This window comes from Sphingopyxis sp. C-1 (assembly GCF_001047015.1).
Lineage (GTDB): Bacteria > Pseudomonadota > Alphaproteobacteria > Sphingomonadales > Sphingomonadaceae > Sphingopyxis.
The window spans coordinates 17,779-31,909 of sequence record NZ_BBRO01000001.1 but is presented as its reverse complement, the minus strand read 5'-3'; the positions used below and the strand labels follow the sequence as shown (position 1 = coordinate 31,909).

Annotated in this window: 14 protein-coding genes and 1 tRNA gene; 6 read left to right on the top strand and 9 right to left on the bottom strand. The window is 63.1% G+C overall.

Annotated elements, in window-relative coordinates; all coding sequences use genetic code 11:
• Positions 1-123: 123 nt before the first annotated feature.
• Complete coding sequence (gene putA, locus SC1_RS00155) at positions 124-3,219, bottom strand: bifunctional proline dehydrogenase/L-glutamate gamma-semialdehyde dehydrogenase PutA (RefSeq protein WP_152682251.1); 3,096 nt, start codon at positions 3,217-3,219, stop codon at positions 124-126.
• A 97-nt stretch (positions 3,220-3,316) separates the two neighbouring features.
• On the opposite strand from putA, the gene SC1_RS00150 reads away from it, so the two are divergent.
• Together SC1_RS00150 and SC1_RS00145 are read left to right on the top strand one after the other, a co-directional pair.
• Entirely contained in the window at positions 3,317-3,787 is a 471-nt protein-coding gene (locus SC1_RS00150) for an Lrp/AsnC family transcriptional regulator (protein ID WP_062175982.1), read from the top strand.
• Positions 3,788-3,836: 49 nt separating this feature from the next.
• Positions 3,837-3,910, top strand: a tRNA-Gly gene (locus tag SC1_RS00145).
• A 104-nt stretch (positions 3,911-4,014) separates the two neighbouring features.
• Here the strand turns inward: SC1_RS00145 and SC1_RS00140 are convergent.
• Positions 4,015-4,791: a transglutaminase family protein gene (locus SC1_RS00140; RefSeq protein WP_062175979.1), complete on the bottom strand. Its 777-nt coding sequence runs from the start codon at positions 4,789-4,791 to the stop codon at positions 4,015-4,017.
• A gap of 60 nt (positions 4,792-4,851) precedes the next feature.
• On the opposite strand from SC1_RS00140, the gene SC1_RS00135 reads away from it, so the two are divergent.
• A complete protein-coding gene (locus SC1_RS00135; RefSeq protein WP_152682250.1) occupies positions 4,852-6,105 on the top strand; it encodes an MFS transporter in 1,254 nt (417 codons plus the stop codon).
• Here the strand turns inward: SC1_RS00135 and SC1_RS00130 are convergent.
• Positions 6,078-6,839 carry a molybdopterin-binding protein gene (locus SC1_RS00130; protein ID WP_062175976.1) on the bottom strand — a complete coding sequence of 254 codons (762 nt, stop codon included), beginning with the start codon at positions 6,837-6,839 and terminating at the stop codon, positions 6,078-6,080. The genes SC1_RS00135 and SC1_RS00130 overlap by 28 nt on opposite strands.
• A 102-nt stretch (positions 6,840-6,941) precedes the next feature.
• Between SC1_RS00130 and SC1_RS00125 the strand changes: the two genes are divergently transcribed.
• Positions 6,942-7,580 carry a glutathione S-transferase family protein gene (locus SC1_RS00125; protein ID WP_062175975.1) on the top strand — a complete coding sequence of 213 codons (639 nt, stop codon included), beginning with the start codon at positions 6,942-6,944 and terminating at the stop codon, positions 7,578-7,580.
• A 582-nt stretch (positions 7,581-8,162) separates the two neighbouring features.
• Here the strand turns inward: SC1_RS00125 and SC1_RS22025 are convergent.
• From SC1_RS22025 to SC1_RS00115, 3 genes are all read right to left on the bottom strand, one after another.
• Positions 8,163-8,483, bottom strand: coding sequence for a hypothetical protein (locus tag SC1_RS22025; RefSeq protein WP_238586511.1), 321 nt, complete (start codon positions 8,481-8,483; stop codon positions 8,163-8,165).
• A gap of 115 nt (positions 8,484-8,598) precedes the next feature.
• Positions 8,599-8,781 carry a hypothetical protein gene (locus tag SC1_RS00120; protein ID WP_062175972.1) on the bottom strand — a complete coding sequence of 61 codons (183 nt, stop codon included), beginning with the start codon at positions 8,779-8,781 and terminating at the stop codon, positions 8,599-8,601.
• 285 nt (positions 8,782-9,066) lie between these two features.
• Positions 9,067-9,795: a Bax inhibitor-1/YccA family protein gene (locus SC1_RS00115; protein ID WP_062175970.1), complete on the bottom strand. Its 729-nt coding sequence runs from the start codon at positions 9,793-9,795 to the stop codon at positions 9,067-9,069.
• A gap of 166 nt (positions 9,796-9,961) precedes the next feature.
• On the opposite strand from SC1_RS00115, the gene thpR reads away from it, so the two are divergent.
• Positions 9,962-10,579, top strand: coding sequence for an RNA 2',3'-cyclic phosphodiesterase (thpR, locus tag SC1_RS21335; protein WP_083435871.1), 618 nt, complete (start codon positions 9,962-9,964; stop codon positions 10,577-10,579).
• Here the strand turns inward: thpR and SC1_RS00105 are convergent.
• Positions 10,486-10,977: a low molecular weight protein-tyrosine-phosphatase gene (locus tag SC1_RS00105; RefSeq protein WP_062175965.1), complete on the bottom strand. Its 492-nt coding sequence runs from the start codon at positions 10,975-10,977 to the stop codon at positions 10,486-10,488. The two genes, thpR and SC1_RS00105, sit on opposite strands and share 94 nt — an antisense overlap.
• A 107-nt stretch (positions 10,978-11,084) precedes the next feature.
• Here SC1_RS00105 and SC1_RS00100 point away from each other — a divergent pair, with 107 nt between their 5' ends.
• Positions 11,085-12,683: an MFS transporter gene (locus tag SC1_RS00100; RefSeq protein ID WP_062175961.1), complete on the top strand. Its 1,599-nt coding sequence runs from the start codon at positions 11,085-11,087 to the stop codon at positions 12,681-12,683.
• Positions 12,684-12,773: 90 nt separating this feature from the next.
• Here SC1_RS00100 and SC1_RS00095 read toward each other — a convergent pair whose 3' ends face one another.
• Entirely contained in the window at positions 12,774-13,316 is a 543-nt protein-coding gene (locus SC1_RS00095; protein ID WP_062183216.1) for a superoxide dismutase family protein, read from the bottom strand.
• A 156-nt stretch (positions 13,317-13,472) separates the two neighbouring features.
• On the bottom strand, positions 13,473-14,126 hold the full coding sequence (locus SC1_RS00090; protein WP_062175958.1) for a glutathione S-transferase family protein: 654 nt from the start codon (positions 14,124-14,126) through the stop codon (positions 13,473-13,475).
• Between the last annotated feature and the right edge of the window lie 5 nt (positions 14,127-14,131).

Below are 14,131 nucleotides of genomic sequence, written 5' to 3'. Positions count from 1 at the left end.
TGCCGCGAGACGCTTTCGGACGTATTTGCCCGGGACAGTTGTCCACTCTGTATCGGGCCTCGTGGTTTCCACCTGCCGACTGATGCACGAGACGGTCACGCCTCGCACATCAGCCTTATACGGTCAGCTCGCCATCAGAGCGGCATTGCCGCCCGCCGCGGTAATGTCGGTCGAAATCGACTTTTCTTCGGCAAAACGGTGCAGATAGTGCGGGCCGCCAGCCTTGGGGCCGGTGCCCGACAGACCGCGCCCGCCAAAAGGTTGCGAGCCGACGATCGCCCCAATCTGGTTCCGGTTGACGTAAACATTGCCGACCTGCGCGCGCGCCGCAATATGCGCGGCGACGCCGTCAATGCGCGTGTGAACGCCAAGCGTTAGCCCGTAACCCGACGCGTTGATCGCGTCGATGAGCGCGTCGAGTTCGCCACCCTTCCATGTAGCGACGTGGAGCACGGGGCCGAAAATCTCGCGCTTCAGGTCAGTGACATGGTTGAGGCGGATCGCCACCGGTGGCACGAAATGACCGTCGTCGGGCAGGTTCGTGCGGCCCGCCTCGGCAATCACGCGGCCCGCAGCCCGTGCTTCGGCGACATAGGCAGCGATATTCGCCTGCGCCTCGTCGTCGATAATCGGCCCCACGTCGGTGGCGAGGATCGAAGGATCGCCAATATTGAGTTCGGCCATCGCACCCGCGACCATTTCGACCATTGTGTCGGCGACATCTTCCTGCACGCAAAGGAGGCGCAGCGCCGAACAGCGCTGCCCCGCCGACTGGAAGGCGCTGGCGACGGCATCGCGTGCGACCTGTTCGGGGAGCGCGGTCGAATCGACGATCATCGCGTTCGCTCCGCCGGTTTCAGCGATCAACGTCGCGATCGGACCGTCCCGCCCAGCGAGGCTGCGGTTGATCATCCGCGCGACCTCGGTCGAGCCGGTGAAGGCGACACCGATGATGTCGTTGTTGCTCGTCAGCGCCGCGCCGACGGTTTCGCCGCGGCCGGGGAGGTAATGAAGCACATCACCGGGAATGCCAGCTTCGAGCAGGAGTTCGACCGCGGCGTGCGCGATCAGCGGCGTCTGTTCGGCGGGTTTCGCGAGCACGCTATTGCCCGCAGCTAGCGCCGCGGACACCTGACCCAAAAAGATGGCGAGCGGGAAGTTCCAGGGACTGATGCATACGAACACGCCCTTGCCCTCAAGCATCAGCTCATTGCGCTCGCCCGTCGGGCCGGGAAGCGCGACGGGGTAAGTGAAATCGGTACGCGCCTGCGCGGCATAATAGCGAAGGAAATCGACCGCTTCGCGTACTTCGGCAACCGCGTCGACGAGCGTCTTCCCCGCCTCGTCGATCGCGAGGCCAAGGAAAAGCGCGTCATTTTCTTCCAGCAAATCAGCCGCGCGTTCGAGCCGTTCGGCGCGGAAAGCGCCACCGGCCAGGCTCCAATCGCCCTGCGCCTTGCTAGCCGCCGCGACGGCATCGGCGACCGCCGCCGCATCGGCTTCGATCACCTGACCGACGACGGCACCCGTTGCAGGGTTGCGTACGGGTTCGGCTTTGCCCTTTTGCGGAACGCCCCCGACAATCGGCGCCGCGACGAGGTCGCTCCGCCGTGCCGCGCCGATCGCCGAAACCAGTGCTTCAGGCACGCCGGGTTCGCCGAGGTCATAGCCTCGCGAATTGCGGCGAATGGGATCGAAGAGACCAAGGCCCGTCGCAATATTCGAGGTCGCCGCGCTCGCGACGCTGCGCGGATCGACTGCAAGCTGTTCAGCAGTGACGCCGGGATCGGAAAATTGATGGACGAAGCTCGAGTTCGCGCCATTTTCGAGCAGGCGGCGGACGAGATAGGCGAGCAGGTCACGGTGCGTGCCGACCGGCGCGTAAACGCGCACGGGGCGCGGCGGCGGGAAGAGCGCTACGAGCGCGTCATGCGCACCCTCGCCCATACCGTGCAGCCGCTGCAACTCGTAATCGGCGCCCGCGAACAATTCGGACACGAAGGCGAGTGTCATCGCATTATGGCTCGCGAAGGCAGGATAGATGCAATCCTGGCAATCACGCAGAAGCTGCGCGCAGCGCATATAGTTGAGGTCTGTGTGAAGCTTTGCCGTAAACACAGGGAAATCGCCAAGGCCGAGCGTCTGCGCGCGCTTGATCTCCGTATCCCAATAAGCGCCCTTGACGAGGCGCATCGACAGCTTGACCCCGCGCGTCCGCGCGCGGTTCGCAAGCCAGTCGATCACCGCCGGCGCGCGCTTCTGATACGCCTGGATCACGATGCCGAGACCGGTCCAGTCGTCGGCAATTCCAGCGTCGATCAGCGCCGCGAACACGTCCATATGCGGTTCCAGCCGGTCGCTTTCCTCGGCATCGATCATCAGCGGTATGTTTACCGCGCGGGCCGCCTTGGCGAGTTCGATGACATTGGGGATCAGTTCGTCCTGCACGCGGGCCGCCTGCAGATATTCATAGCGCGGGTGGAGCGCCGACAGCTTGATCGAAATGCCGTGGTTCGCGTGCGGGTCGCCCGGCTTCGCAGCCTTGCCGATGCGCGCGATGGCATTGGCATAGCTGTCATAATAGCGCCGCGCATCTTCTGCGGTCCGCGCGGCTTCACCAAGCATGTCGAAGCTCGCGAGTTCGGATTTTTCCTTGTCGGCGCGTTTGACCGCCGCGTCGATCGTCTCGCCCATCACGAATTGCTGGCCCAGCATCTTCATCGCCGCGAGTGCCGCTTGGCGAATCACCGGTTCACCTGAGCGCCTGATCATCGATTTGATCAAGGTGAGTGGGTTCGCCTTGCTGCCCATCGCGTCAAGCATCAGCGTTGCAGAGCCGAGCGACAGCCCGCGCGACGACAGCGCGACGATCAGCGGGCTGTCCTCATCCTCGCCATCCTTCCAATGGCGTCCGGCAATCTTGTCGCGAATAAGCGCATTGGCGGTCGCATTGTCGGGCACGCGCAGCAGCGCTTCGGCGAGGCACATCAGCACGACGCCTTCCTCGGTCGACAGGCGGTAGCGATTCATCAACTGCGCGACGAGCGTCTCGCGCTCGCCCTCTGCCTTCGCCTTGCGGATCAGTTCGAGCCCGCGACGCGTCACGGCGTCGACGCTGGCCGAAGAGGTGGCGAGAGCGTTGCGCAGTTCGGCGACGATGTCAGATTCACTGCGGCGAGCGAGGGCGCGGATGGGGGCGCGATCAGGGCTTTGGGTCATGGCGCCCGATACCATATCGCTGCAAGTCGATCCGACTTGTTTCGGCGTGTTTCATATATGAATTGACCAAGTTTTGGATCAATCCTAGTTCGTATGCATGAAAAATGCCTCATCGACAGTCGAATTGGATGAATTCGATCGCAAGATTCTCGCGATTCTCGGCCGCGACGGACGGATCACCTTTACCGAGCTGGCATTGCAGGTCGGATTGTCGAAGACTCCGTGCCAGCAACGGGTGAAACGCCTCGTCGACAGCGGGCTGATCGTCGGCTTTCGTGCAATCGTCGATCCCGCCAAGGTCGGCCTCGACCATGTGGCTTTCGCCGAGGTGAAGCTCTCGGATACGCGAGAGGAAGCGCTCAAGCAATTCAACACCGCAGTCCGGCAGATTCCTGAGGTCGAGGAATGCCATATGATCGCAAGCAGCTTCGACTATCTGCTCAAGGTCCGCACCCCGGACATCCGTCGCTATCGCATCGTGTTGGGCGAAAAGATTTCGAGCCTGCCGCATGTCGCGAACACATCCACCTTCGTCGCGATGGAAACAATCTGCGAATCGGCCCGCTAATGCCAAGAGATTGACCGCCGCGCGCGGCTGTGCCAATCGCGCAGGCCATGCGGGTGTAGCTCAATGGTAGAGCAGAAGCTTCCCAAGCTTACGACGAGGGTTCGATTCCCTTCACCCGCTCCAGCTTTCGTAGCGCTTTGCCACGCTAAATTGCGATCCGCGAAAGCCCGGCCGACCTTGCACAGCGAGGATCGACTGTATGGCTTTGCCACGACGGACCGTTGGATTTATGCCCTCGCCACCGAGACCGACTGGCTAACGAACGCAATATCGCGATAAGCCGTCAGGAAGGATATGTCGGCTGCATCGCGACCGACGCAGATGCGCGCCATCTCCGACGCACTCGCCATGCCTGTCGCATCGACCAGGTGCCAATCGCCGTCCAGATAGACCTCGGCGACGGCGTGAAAATCCTGCGGCGAAACGCGAAGTGCATAAGCGCTGGCCATCCGCGCCGGAATATGCGCGGCGCGGGCGAGTGCGATCATCACATGCGCATAGTCGCGGCACACCCCGCGGCGCTCGACGAAGCTGTCGAGGGCGCCGGTCTCCGAAGTGCTGGAACCCGAAACATAGGTGAAGCGGCTTTCGATCCAGTCCCGCATTCGGCCGATCTTCGCCCCGCCCTCATGATCGCCGAAGCGGCGCTCAACAAAGGCGTGGAACTTGTTCGACGGGCAGTAGCGCGATTCGTTGAGATAGGGGATCGCCTCGGCCGGTAGACGGTGGAGCGGCACCGCGGCGAGCGAGCGAAAGTCGGTGTCGGGCCGGTCGATCTCCACCCGCGCGCGATATTCGGCGCGGAGGCTTCCCTCGGCGCGCAGCCAGATCGGCTCGCAAATGCCATCCGCCGCGGGAACGCGCGCGATAAATTCGGGCGTGCCAACGTCGAGCGAGGCGTCGAGGATGCGCTGGCCATGGCCATTCGCCGCCTCGATCTGCAGCATCAGATCGACGGGTTCGGACAGCCGATAATTTAGGGAGGCGGAAATTTCGAGTTTCATCTATCGGCAACGCATGACGGAGGGTTCGGTGGCGCTAGGGACAGCAGAAAGAAAGAGCAAGTGACGCCGGCGCGGACCATCCCGTTCATTGTCGTGACAATCTTCATGGACGCGGTCGGCTTCGGCATCATCATGCCGGTGCTGCCGCAGCTCGTGATGGAGGTCGGCCGGATCGACCTGCCACACGCGATCGAGGTCGGCGCGTGGATCGGGCTCGTCATGGCGGTTGCGACCTTCCTTGCCTCGCCGGTACTCGGCAATCTGTCGGACCATTTCGGGCGGCGGCGCGTGCTGCTGCTCGCGCTCGGTGGGCTCGCGGTCGACTATGCGCTGCTGACGATCGTCGAGACATTGCCATGGCTGTTCATCGCGCGCGCCTTGTCGGGCATCTTCGGCGGCAGCTATGCGGCAGCGCAGGCCGCGATCGCCGATATCACCAAGCCGGAAGAACGCGCGCGCAACTTTGGCTTCGTCGGCGCCGCGTTCGGCGTCGGCTTTGTCGCAGGCCCCGCTATCGGAGGGTTCCTTGGCGAGATCAGCCCTCGCGCGCCCTTTGTCGCCGCCGCGATCCTTGCGGCCGCCAATATGCTCTATGGCTATTTCATCTTCCCCGAAACGCTGTCGCCCGAGCGGCGCCGCCGCTTCGACTGGCGTCGCGCCAATCCGCTCGGCGCATGGAAAACGATGCGCACGCTGCCCGGCATGGACGGCGTCGCGGGGGTGCTCGTGCTGTGGCAGATCGCAAGCCTTGTCTATCCGATGACGTGGAGCTTTTATTGCATCGCGCAGCTCGGCTGGACGCCGGGGATGATCGGCGCGAGCCTTGCCGCGGTCGGCGTAATGATCGCGCTGGGGCAGGTTTTCGTCGTTGGCCCCGCGGTTGCGCGCTTCGGTGAGCGCGACGCCGCGACGCTCGGGATTCTCGTCGCGGTTGCGGTTTATGTCGGTTACGCCTTCACGACCTCGACCATCGGCGCCTTTTTGCTGCTGATCCCCGTCGCCCTGCAGGCGCCGGTGCAGCCGTCGCTGATGGCGATGATGTCGCGCCGCGCGACGGCGGAGACGCAGGGCGAGGTGCAGGGGATTTCGGCGATGGCGATGGGGCTCGGCCAGCTGTTCGCACCCCTGCTGCTCACCGGCACAATGGCCTATTTTACCGCCGACGGCGCGCCGGTGCATTTCCCGGGCGCGGCATTCGTCGTTGCGGCGATCTTTGGCCTGCTCGCCATCCTGATGCTCCGCCGCCTGCCGCGCGCGACGCGGACGAGCGAAGATGAGGCGGCCGATCAGATACCGCCGTCGGTCACGGCATAGCCGAGCGCCTCGAAACCTGTCGCCAGCATCGCAACGCACGCCGCCACTTGCGTCGCATCGGTCGAGCGGATGACGAAATTCGCGCCGGTCTTGCCTTCGCGGAAGAAGGGATAGCTGCCGATCGCAACGCCGGGATAATCCTTTTCCCCCTGCCGCAGCAGGTCGGCGATTTCGCTTTCGGGCGCCCACGCCCCGATCGTATGCGCAATCAGCGGCGCGCCGCCCTCAAGCTCACCAGTCAACGCGTCGAGCATGCCCGCGGTGATGTGCGGCACCCCCGCCATCACGAACAGATTGCCGATGCGGATGCCGGGCGCGCCCGACATGCGGTTGGGGATCAGATCGGCGCCGTCGGGCACGCGCGCCATGCGCAGGCGCGCCTCGGTCAGTTCGGCACCACGCGCGGTATAATATCGCTCGAGGATCGCGCGCGCCGCCGGATGGATCATAACGCCGACGCCGAGCGCCTTCGCCACCGCGTCGACGGTAATGTCGTCGTGCGTTGGACCGATGCCGCCGGTGGTAAAGACATAGTCATAGCGCGCCCGAATCGCGTTCAGCGCATCGACGATCTCGTCCTCGACATCGGGGACGATGCGCACTTCGCGCAGGCGGATCCCCTGCACTTCGAGCCAGGTCGCGATCTGCGACACATTCTTGTCCTGCGTGCGGCCCGAGAGAATCTCGTCGCCGATCACCAGCACGGCGGCGGTCCATATGCGTTCGTCGCTCATGCCTTTGCCTTAACCCGGAACGATGACAAAACAAGCCCGATGGATCATCGCAATCGTTCCTGATATGTTCCACCCGAATCACGCTGATATGGGAGAAGCGCAATGGCCGACGAACTGATTTTCTTCACCAACCCGATGTCGCGCGGGCAGATCGTCCGCTGGATGCTCGAAGAGGTCGGGGCGCCATATGAACAGCGTATTCTCGATTATGGCACGACGATGAAGGACTCAGAATATCTGGCGGTCAATCCGATGGGCAAGGTTCCCGCGATCGTTCATGACGGCAAGGCCGTGACCGAATGCGCTGCGATCTGCGCTTATCTGGCCGATGCCTTCCCCAAAGCCGGCCTTGCTCCCGATGTCGCCGACCGCGCCGATTATTATCGCTGGCTGTTTTTCACCTCGGGCCCCGTCGAGCAGGCGATCACCGCCAAGCATTTCGGGGTCGAGCCCGACACAGAGCAGCAGCGCATGGCGGGCTTCGGCTCGCTTCCCGCCGCGCTCGATGCACTCGAAAGCGCCGTCGCGGGCAAAGCCTTTGTTGCGGGAGATCGCTTCAGCGCCGCCGATGTCTATGTGGGCAGCCAGATCGACTGGGGCCTGCAATTCGGCACCATTCCGTCGCGTCCGGCGTTCGAGGCCTATGTCGCGCCGCTTCGGACACGCGCTGCGTACAAACGTGCGAAGGAGATCGACAACGGCCTGATTGCCGAAATGCAGGGAGCTGGCACCGCCGGATAGGACTGCAAAAGCCATCGTCTCTGAGGGGCTGTTTTGGGGTGGGGAGCTGTGTCATTGCCCTCTTTGGACATCGCCCGGCTGGATCCGGATCGGATCGGCGCAAGGGCGGCGCAATATTCCAAAGTTCAGGAAAGTTCAGCCCTGTGAGCGCCCCGATTTGCAAGTGGCGGCGTGCAGGATGTGCGCGGCACGTCCTATCATGGTCGTAACCGTAAGCCGGGCCGCGACCGCTTTTTGTTCACCGAATGAAAGAGCCGGATGAAGGCTGGCACGGCCGGATAATGTAGGAAAGACCTTTTTTTTGAAGGCGATGTCTGTTTTGGGGTGCACATCCTTATCTAAAGCTCCCGCTCGTTACCCACCGTTCGTCATCCCGGGCTTGACCCGGGATCCCGCTTTTTGACGCGCTCACTGGCTTCGACTTCAAGCGGGACCCCGGATCAAGTCCGGGGTGACGAGGATATATAGGGCAGCTCCCGGTTGCTTCCGGCCATTCCATCCTCATTGACCGTGAACGGCGGATATGGGGTGGAGAGCGGACATGTCGGTGGGCGACGGCGAAGCCCGGCAGCGGACCTAAAATTAGCGGTCCTCCTTGTGCCGGGAGTGATAGCGAAGACGCTTCATCTCGTCCTTTCGATTGGATTTGAACCAGATTGTCCGTTGATCAGGTGTCATTTCTGCGGGCATCGTCCAAGAGCAAGCCTCAAATATTTCATCAGCCATTCGACCAGCTTCCGAATTCGACAACGGCTTTTTCGCCCGAAACAGTTGCTTCGTTGCTTCGGCTCCCGTGCATTGCGAGAAATCGACAACCCAAGGTAGCGGCGTAGTTGCGTTAGCAACAAGCGGAAGGATTGCGACCACTGCGGCGAAAGAGTTTGAAACCCAGTTCATAGCCATCTTATCGGACGATCGACGGCATTTCGGCAAGCCTTGGAATGCCCCAATAGCAGCAATCGGTCGTTTGCCGCCCTTGGATCCGGATCGGGAGCGAGTGTTGGAAACGACGCGGAATCTAGGCTTTCAGGTCGGTGACGAACCCGCGCCAAATCAGCGCCAAGTTCAAAAATGTAAATCCACCAAGAACTGCAGGCCAGTTGCCCCCGAAACCTCCGTCAGCCCATTGCAGGCCTAGGCCTATCAGGATGCTTACGTAAGCAATCCCAAACAATATCTGTTCCGCTGTCGACAGATTCATCGCCGGCCTCCTTAGCGGGGACCATTATGCATAAGTTCGATGTCTGCAATCGGTCGTTTCCGGACTTCGACATCCCGGGCTTGACCCGGGATCCCGCCTTTTGAGGCGCCCACTGGCTTCGACCTCAAGCGGGACCCCGGATCAAGTCCGGGGTGACGACGAAAGATAGGTCGGCTTCCGGCCGTTTGCTGCCGTTACGACCACAACCTACAGGGCTCCTCAGCCCAAAAAAAGAGCCCGGCGAACGCTTCGCCGGGCTCTCTCGGTTCGTGTCTGTCCGACCGCTTAGTCGCGGCTGCCCAGCAGGTTGAGCAGGAAGGTGAACATGTTGACGAAGTCGAGATAGAGCGTCAGCGCGCCCATGATCACCGACTTGCCGACAAAGTCGGTCCCGCGGACATAGAAATACATGCTCTTGATCTTCTGCGTGTCATAGGCGGTGAGGCCCGCGAACAGCAGCACGCCGATCACGCTGATCGCGAGGCTGAGCGCGCTCGACTGCACGAACAGGTTGATCAGCATCGCGACGAGGATGCCCACGACGCCCATGATCAGAAAGGTGCCGAAGCCCGACAGATCCTTCTTGGTGGTGTAGCCATAGAGGCTGAGGCCAAGGAAGGCTGCCGCGGTCGCGAAGAAGGTCGTTGCGATCGACGATGCCGTAAAGGCGAGGAAGATCGTCGACATCGACAGACCCATCACCGCCGCATAGACCCAGAACAGCGCCTGTGCGGCACCGGTCGAGAGCTTGTTGATGCCGAAGCTCAACACCAGCACGAAGGCCAGCGGTGCGAGCGCCACCACCCACATCAGGGGGCTGCCGATCAGCGAGGCGGTAAAGCCGCTGTTATACGCCAGCATCGCGACGATGCCGGTGAGCAGCACGCCCGAGCCCATATAGTTGTATACCGACAGCATGTACGACCGCAGGCCGGCATCGACGGCCTGGTCCATTGCGTTCGCGCCGGCGCCAAAACCGGAAGCCGCCATATTGGGGTCGTTCCAATTCGCCATTTTTCATCTCCATAACCGGCCAGCCCATACCGGCCGTGGATAGTAATATCGGGGGTTTGCCCTCTTGTTTCAAGCGAAACCGGACATCAGCAATATTCCAGCAATATATTAGCTTGTCTGGAAGTTGGGGATCGCGGTTCCTGTCGGCACCGCTATGCTGTCAGCCATGTCCAAGCACCGCCTGTTCGTCGCGTTGCGGCCGCCGCGCGCGATCCGCGACATATTGATCGCCGCGATGCACGGCATAGCCGGCGCACGGTGGCAGGATGACGAGCAGCTCCACCTGACGCTACGCTTCATCGGCGAGGTCGATCACCATCAGGCCGAGGATATAGCGGCGGCGCTCGGCGGGCTTTACGCGCCCACGGTCACAGTGCGGATCGCGGGTGTCGACCTGTTCGAACGGCAGGGGCGGCCGCACATGGTGTGGGCGGGAGTGGAACCGCACGAAGCGCTTGCGGCGCTGCACCGCAAGGTCGACCAATTGCTCGCGCGCGTCGGCGTGGCGCCTGAAACGCGGACATTCATGCCGCATGTCACACTCGCCCGGCTCAATCGCGGATCGGGCCCGGTTGCGCCGTTCCTGGCGCTGAACAGCGATCTTGTGAGCGCGGACTTCGCTTTCGACCATGTCACGCTCTACGAAAGCGAGCTTGGCCATGGCGGGTCGCGGTACCACCCCGTCGCGCGTTATCCGCTGGGCAGCGAGAATTCGGCGACAAGCGCGGCCGCGACGGCGTCGACGTCGTCCCAAGTCGTGGCAAAGCCGTCGTCCGCGCCATAATAGGGATCGGTGACGCCCTGTCCGCCGCGGCCGGGGAGCAGATCGAGCATCAGCCGGAGATCTGCGGTCGCGTCGGCCGGGCGGATTGCGAGAGCGTCGCGCAAATTGCTCTTGTCGGCGGCGAGTATCAGGTCGAAGCGGTAAAAATCTTCGCGTGACAATTGGCGTGCGCGCAGGCCCGATATGTCGATGCCGCGGCGACGGGCTTCAGCCTGCGCGCGGCGGTCGGGCGCACGACCGACATGCCAATCGCCGGTTCCCGCCGAATCGAGCGTCGCGTCGATGCCGGCGCGTGCGAAGGCGGCGCGAGCCGCGCCTTCGGCAAGCGGCGAACGGCAGATATTGCCGAGGCAGAGGAAAAGGATGGCGGGCCTCGCAATTTCTCCATTGCCTCGCATATCGATATGCCTCCCCATAAAGTTGAACCGACTTTCAACTTGCGCCTGTGCCCGGCTCTGCTAGCCATGCTGCATAACAGATAGAGGGTCAGGGAGAGGGTTGCCAGATGGCCGAGACCGCCAGCGAGAATGTCACGTCCGGTGCGCCGGTTCCGGCCGAACCGAAAGCCACCGGATATAGCTGGTACGTGCTGTCGGTACTCGTCGTCGTCTATATCCTCAATTTCATCGACCGGCAGATCATCAGCATCCTGGCCGTCGACATCAAGGCCGACCTTGGCCTCTCCGATGGCGACATGGGCTTCCTCGGCGGGGCCGCCTTCGCGGTCTTTTATGCGCTCTTCGGAATCCCCCTGGGCCGCCTCGCCGACAATTGGAACCGCGTCCGCCTGCTGTCGATCGGGCTGACATTGTGGTCGGCGATGACCGCGGCATCGGGTTTTGCCTATAATCAGGTCAGCCTGACCCTCGCGCGGATGGGGGTCGGCGTCGGCGAGGCGACCGCCAGCCCGACCGCCTATTCGCTGATCTCCGACTATTTTCCCAAGCGACAGAAGGCTACGGCGCTCGCGATCTATTCGTCAGGCCTCTACCTCGGCGGCGGGGTGTCGTTGTTCATCGGCGCGCTAATCGTCGAGGCATGGAACCGGAATTATCCTGCGGGCGGTCCGATGGGGCTCGTTGGCTGGCAGGCGGCATTTCTTGCCGTCGGCGTCCCCGGACTGCTCCTCGCGCTTTGGGTTGCCAGCCTTCGCGAACCGGTGCGCGGCGCGATGGACGGCGTCGCAAGCCCCGGCTGCCCGACCCCCTTTCGCGAGTTCGGCAAGGATCTGTCGATGATCGTCCCGCCGCTGACGCTGTGGGGTGCGGCAAAGCGCGGTCCCGCGGCGCTCGCAATCAACATCGGCTTTGCCGTCGCAATCGCCGCCTTCGCCTGGTGGATGATCCGCCTGACGGGCAATTTCCCCCAATGGTCGGCGGTAGCGCTTGGCTATTATGCGGTCTTTTCGTGGGCGAGCGCGCTTCGTGCCCACGACCCGGCGACTTTCCGGCTGATCTGGGGCACGCCCGCCTTCATCTGCACGACATTGGGCTATGGCCTCGTCAGTCTCGCCGCCTATGCGATCGCCTTCTGGTCGGCGCCCTATGCCGAAATCGTGCTGGGATTGCCCAAGCAGGAACTCGCCTTCATTCTCGGCGCGAACGGCGCGGTCGCGGGTTTCGTCGGGGTGATCCTGGGCGGCCGCCTCGCCGATCATCTGCGCGCGAAAAATCCGGCGGGTCGCATCCTGATGATCATCTTTGGCGTCGTCGCGCCGATCATTCCGATCTGGATCGGCTACACGACCGAAAATTCGACGCTTTTCTATGTCATGAATTTCCTTGCCGGCATGTTTGGTGCCGCCGCACTCGGCGCAGCCGCGGCGACGACGCAGGACCTCGTCCTGCCGCGAATGCGCGGCACGGCGACCGCGGCCTTCTTTTTGGGCACCACGCTCGTCGGCCTGTCGTTCGGCCCCTATATGGTCGGGCAGATCTCTGACCTGGCGGGAACGATCGTCGATGGCAAGCCGGTCGGCGACCTGCGCACCGGCATATTGTCGCTGATCGGGGTTGCGCCGATCGCGCTCGGCCTGCTGCTCTATGCCTATCGCGCGGTGCCCGGCGCCGAAGCGACGATCGCCGAACGCGCGGCGGGCGCCTGACCCTTCGGTCGCGACGCCCGCCAGACGAATCGATCGGGTCTTACGCTCCGCCACCCCCGCCTAAGCAGGAGCGGCTAAGGGGAAGCGCTTTTACTTCGCGGTCTCTTTGACGATCACACCGCACGCGACGCGGCCGCCGCTGTTGCCGCTGGGGTCTGTCTTGTAATCGTCAGGGCCGGCGTGGATCACAAAGGCCGCACCGTCGGCGTCGAGCAATCCGCCGTCGCCCTCAAACCGCGAACCGACCAGGCGCAGCGTCGCACGGCCGATCTGGTCGGGTTCGATGACAAGGTTGGGGAGGTCGCCATGATGCGCACCCATCGGATTGTCGCGGCCATGCTGGACGCCGGTCGGGTTCCAGTGCGGGCCCGCGCTGGCGAAATCGGGCGCGTTGCACTGGCCGACGGCATGGACGTGCATGCCATAGGTGCCAGGCGCAAAGCCGCGCGCAACGAGTTCGATGCGCAGCCCGGTCGTGTCGCGGTAGATGTCGGCACGGCCGCGGTCGGCGCCCTTATTGTCATAGAGCTGGGCATAGGCGTCGGCGGGGGGCAGCGTCGTCGTGGATTTCTTCCCCATTCCGGCGCAGCCGGCGAGCACGAGCGCCCCGATAACAACGGCCCCCTGGGCCATGATCTGTTTCCGGCGTGAACCCATCGTCATCTTGCTGCTGCTCCCTATCGCAAAGTCTGAATCAGAACGTCGCGGCAGCGCGTTTCGATCCCGGTCCGTCGACGATGCCCGCAATCGCCGTCAGTTCCAAGGGCATAAGTCGGCATCGACCATCATTCATTCGGCGAAGGGGGCGGATTCGATCGGGTCGGTTGCTCGCAAAAGATCGTGGCCGGTCAGACGATCCCACCATCCTTGCAAGGCCGTGTGGCGCGCAAGCGCGGCCCTTCCCTCCTCGACACGCACGAAATAGTCGATCATCGGCGCAAGGTGCCAATCGGCAAGCGTGATGTGCCGCCCGGACAGGATCGCGCCCTCCGCCGCGACTTTGTCGAGGAAAGATAGCACTGGCTTTGACGCTGCAAGACCCGCCTCGACCTCCGCCCGGTCGGATTTCTCGCCCACGAACGGGCGAAAGAAGCCGTGCGACGCCACCTGCCGAACCATCGGCCAATAGCCATAGGCGTCGAGAACCGCGACGAGCTGGTCCATCCGCGCAAGACCCGCAGCATCTTCGGGCTGAAGCGACGGTCCCGCGAAGGCGCGATCGACGTAACGCGTGATCGCCCCTGTCTCGAAGAGGCGAAACTCGCCATGGGTGAGCAAGGGGACTCGGCCGAAGGGGTGCAAATCGAGATAGGCGTCGGGCAGTTTATCGAACGGGTCGACCTCGACCATCTCATGCTCGACATTCTTGGATAGCAGCGCCAACCGGGCGGTCCGGCTGTAAACGCTGTATCGATAGCCATGAAGATGAACCCGGTCCGGCATCTGTC

Bases quoted from the DNA above. Each gene is read 5' to 3' on its own strand.
- putA (WP_152682251.1), bottom strand. From the start codon at position 3,219: ATGACCCAAAGCCCTGATCGCGCCCCCATCCGCGCCCTCGCTCGCCGC.
- SC1_RS00150 (WP_062175982.1), top strand. From the start codon at position 3,317: ATGAAAAATGCCTCATCGACAGTCGAATTGGATGAATTCGATCGCAAG.
- SC1_RS00140 (WP_062175979.1), bottom strand. From the start codon at position 4,791: ATGAAACTCGAAATTTCCGCCTCCCTAAATTATCGGCTGTCCGAACCC.
- SC1_RS00130 (WP_062175976.1), bottom strand. From the start codon at position 6,839: ATGAGCGACGAACGCATATGGACCGCCGCCGTGCTGGTGATCGGCGAC.
- SC1_RS00125 (WP_062175975.1), top strand. From the start codon at position 6,942: ATGGCCGACGAACTGATTTTCTTCACCAACCCGATGTCGCGCGGGCAG.
- SC1_RS22025 (WP_238586511.1), bottom strand. From the start codon at position 8,483: ATGGCTATGAACTGGGTTTCAAACTCTTTCGCCGCAGTGGTCGCAATC.
- SC1_RS00120 (WP_062175972.1), bottom strand. From the start codon at position 8,781: ATGAATCTGTCGACAGCGGAACAGATATTGTTTGGGATTGCTTACGTA.
- SC1_RS00115 (WP_062175970.1), bottom strand. From the start codon at position 9,795: ATGGCGAATTGGAACGACCCCAATATGGCGGCTTCCGGTTTTGGCGCC.
- thpR (WP_083435871.1), top strand. From the start codon at position 9,962: ATGTCCAAGCACCGCCTGTTCGTCGCGTTGCGGCCGCCGCGCGCGATC.
- SC1_RS00105 (WP_062175965.1), bottom strand. From the start codon at position 10,977: ATGCGAGGCAATGGAGAAATTGCGAGGCCCGCCATCCTTTTCCTCTGC.
- SC1_RS00100 (WP_062175961.1), top strand. From the start codon at position 11,085: ATGGCCGAGACCGCCAGCGAGAATGTCACGTCCGGTGCGCCGGTTCCG.
- SC1_RS00095 (WP_062183216.1), bottom strand. From the start codon at position 13,316: ATGGCCCAGGGGGCCGTTGTTATCGGGGCGCTCGTGCTCGCCGGCTGC.
- SC1_RS00090 (WP_062175958.1), bottom strand. From the start codon at position 14,126: ATGCCGGACCGGGTTCATCTTCATGGCTATCGATACAGCGTTTACAGC.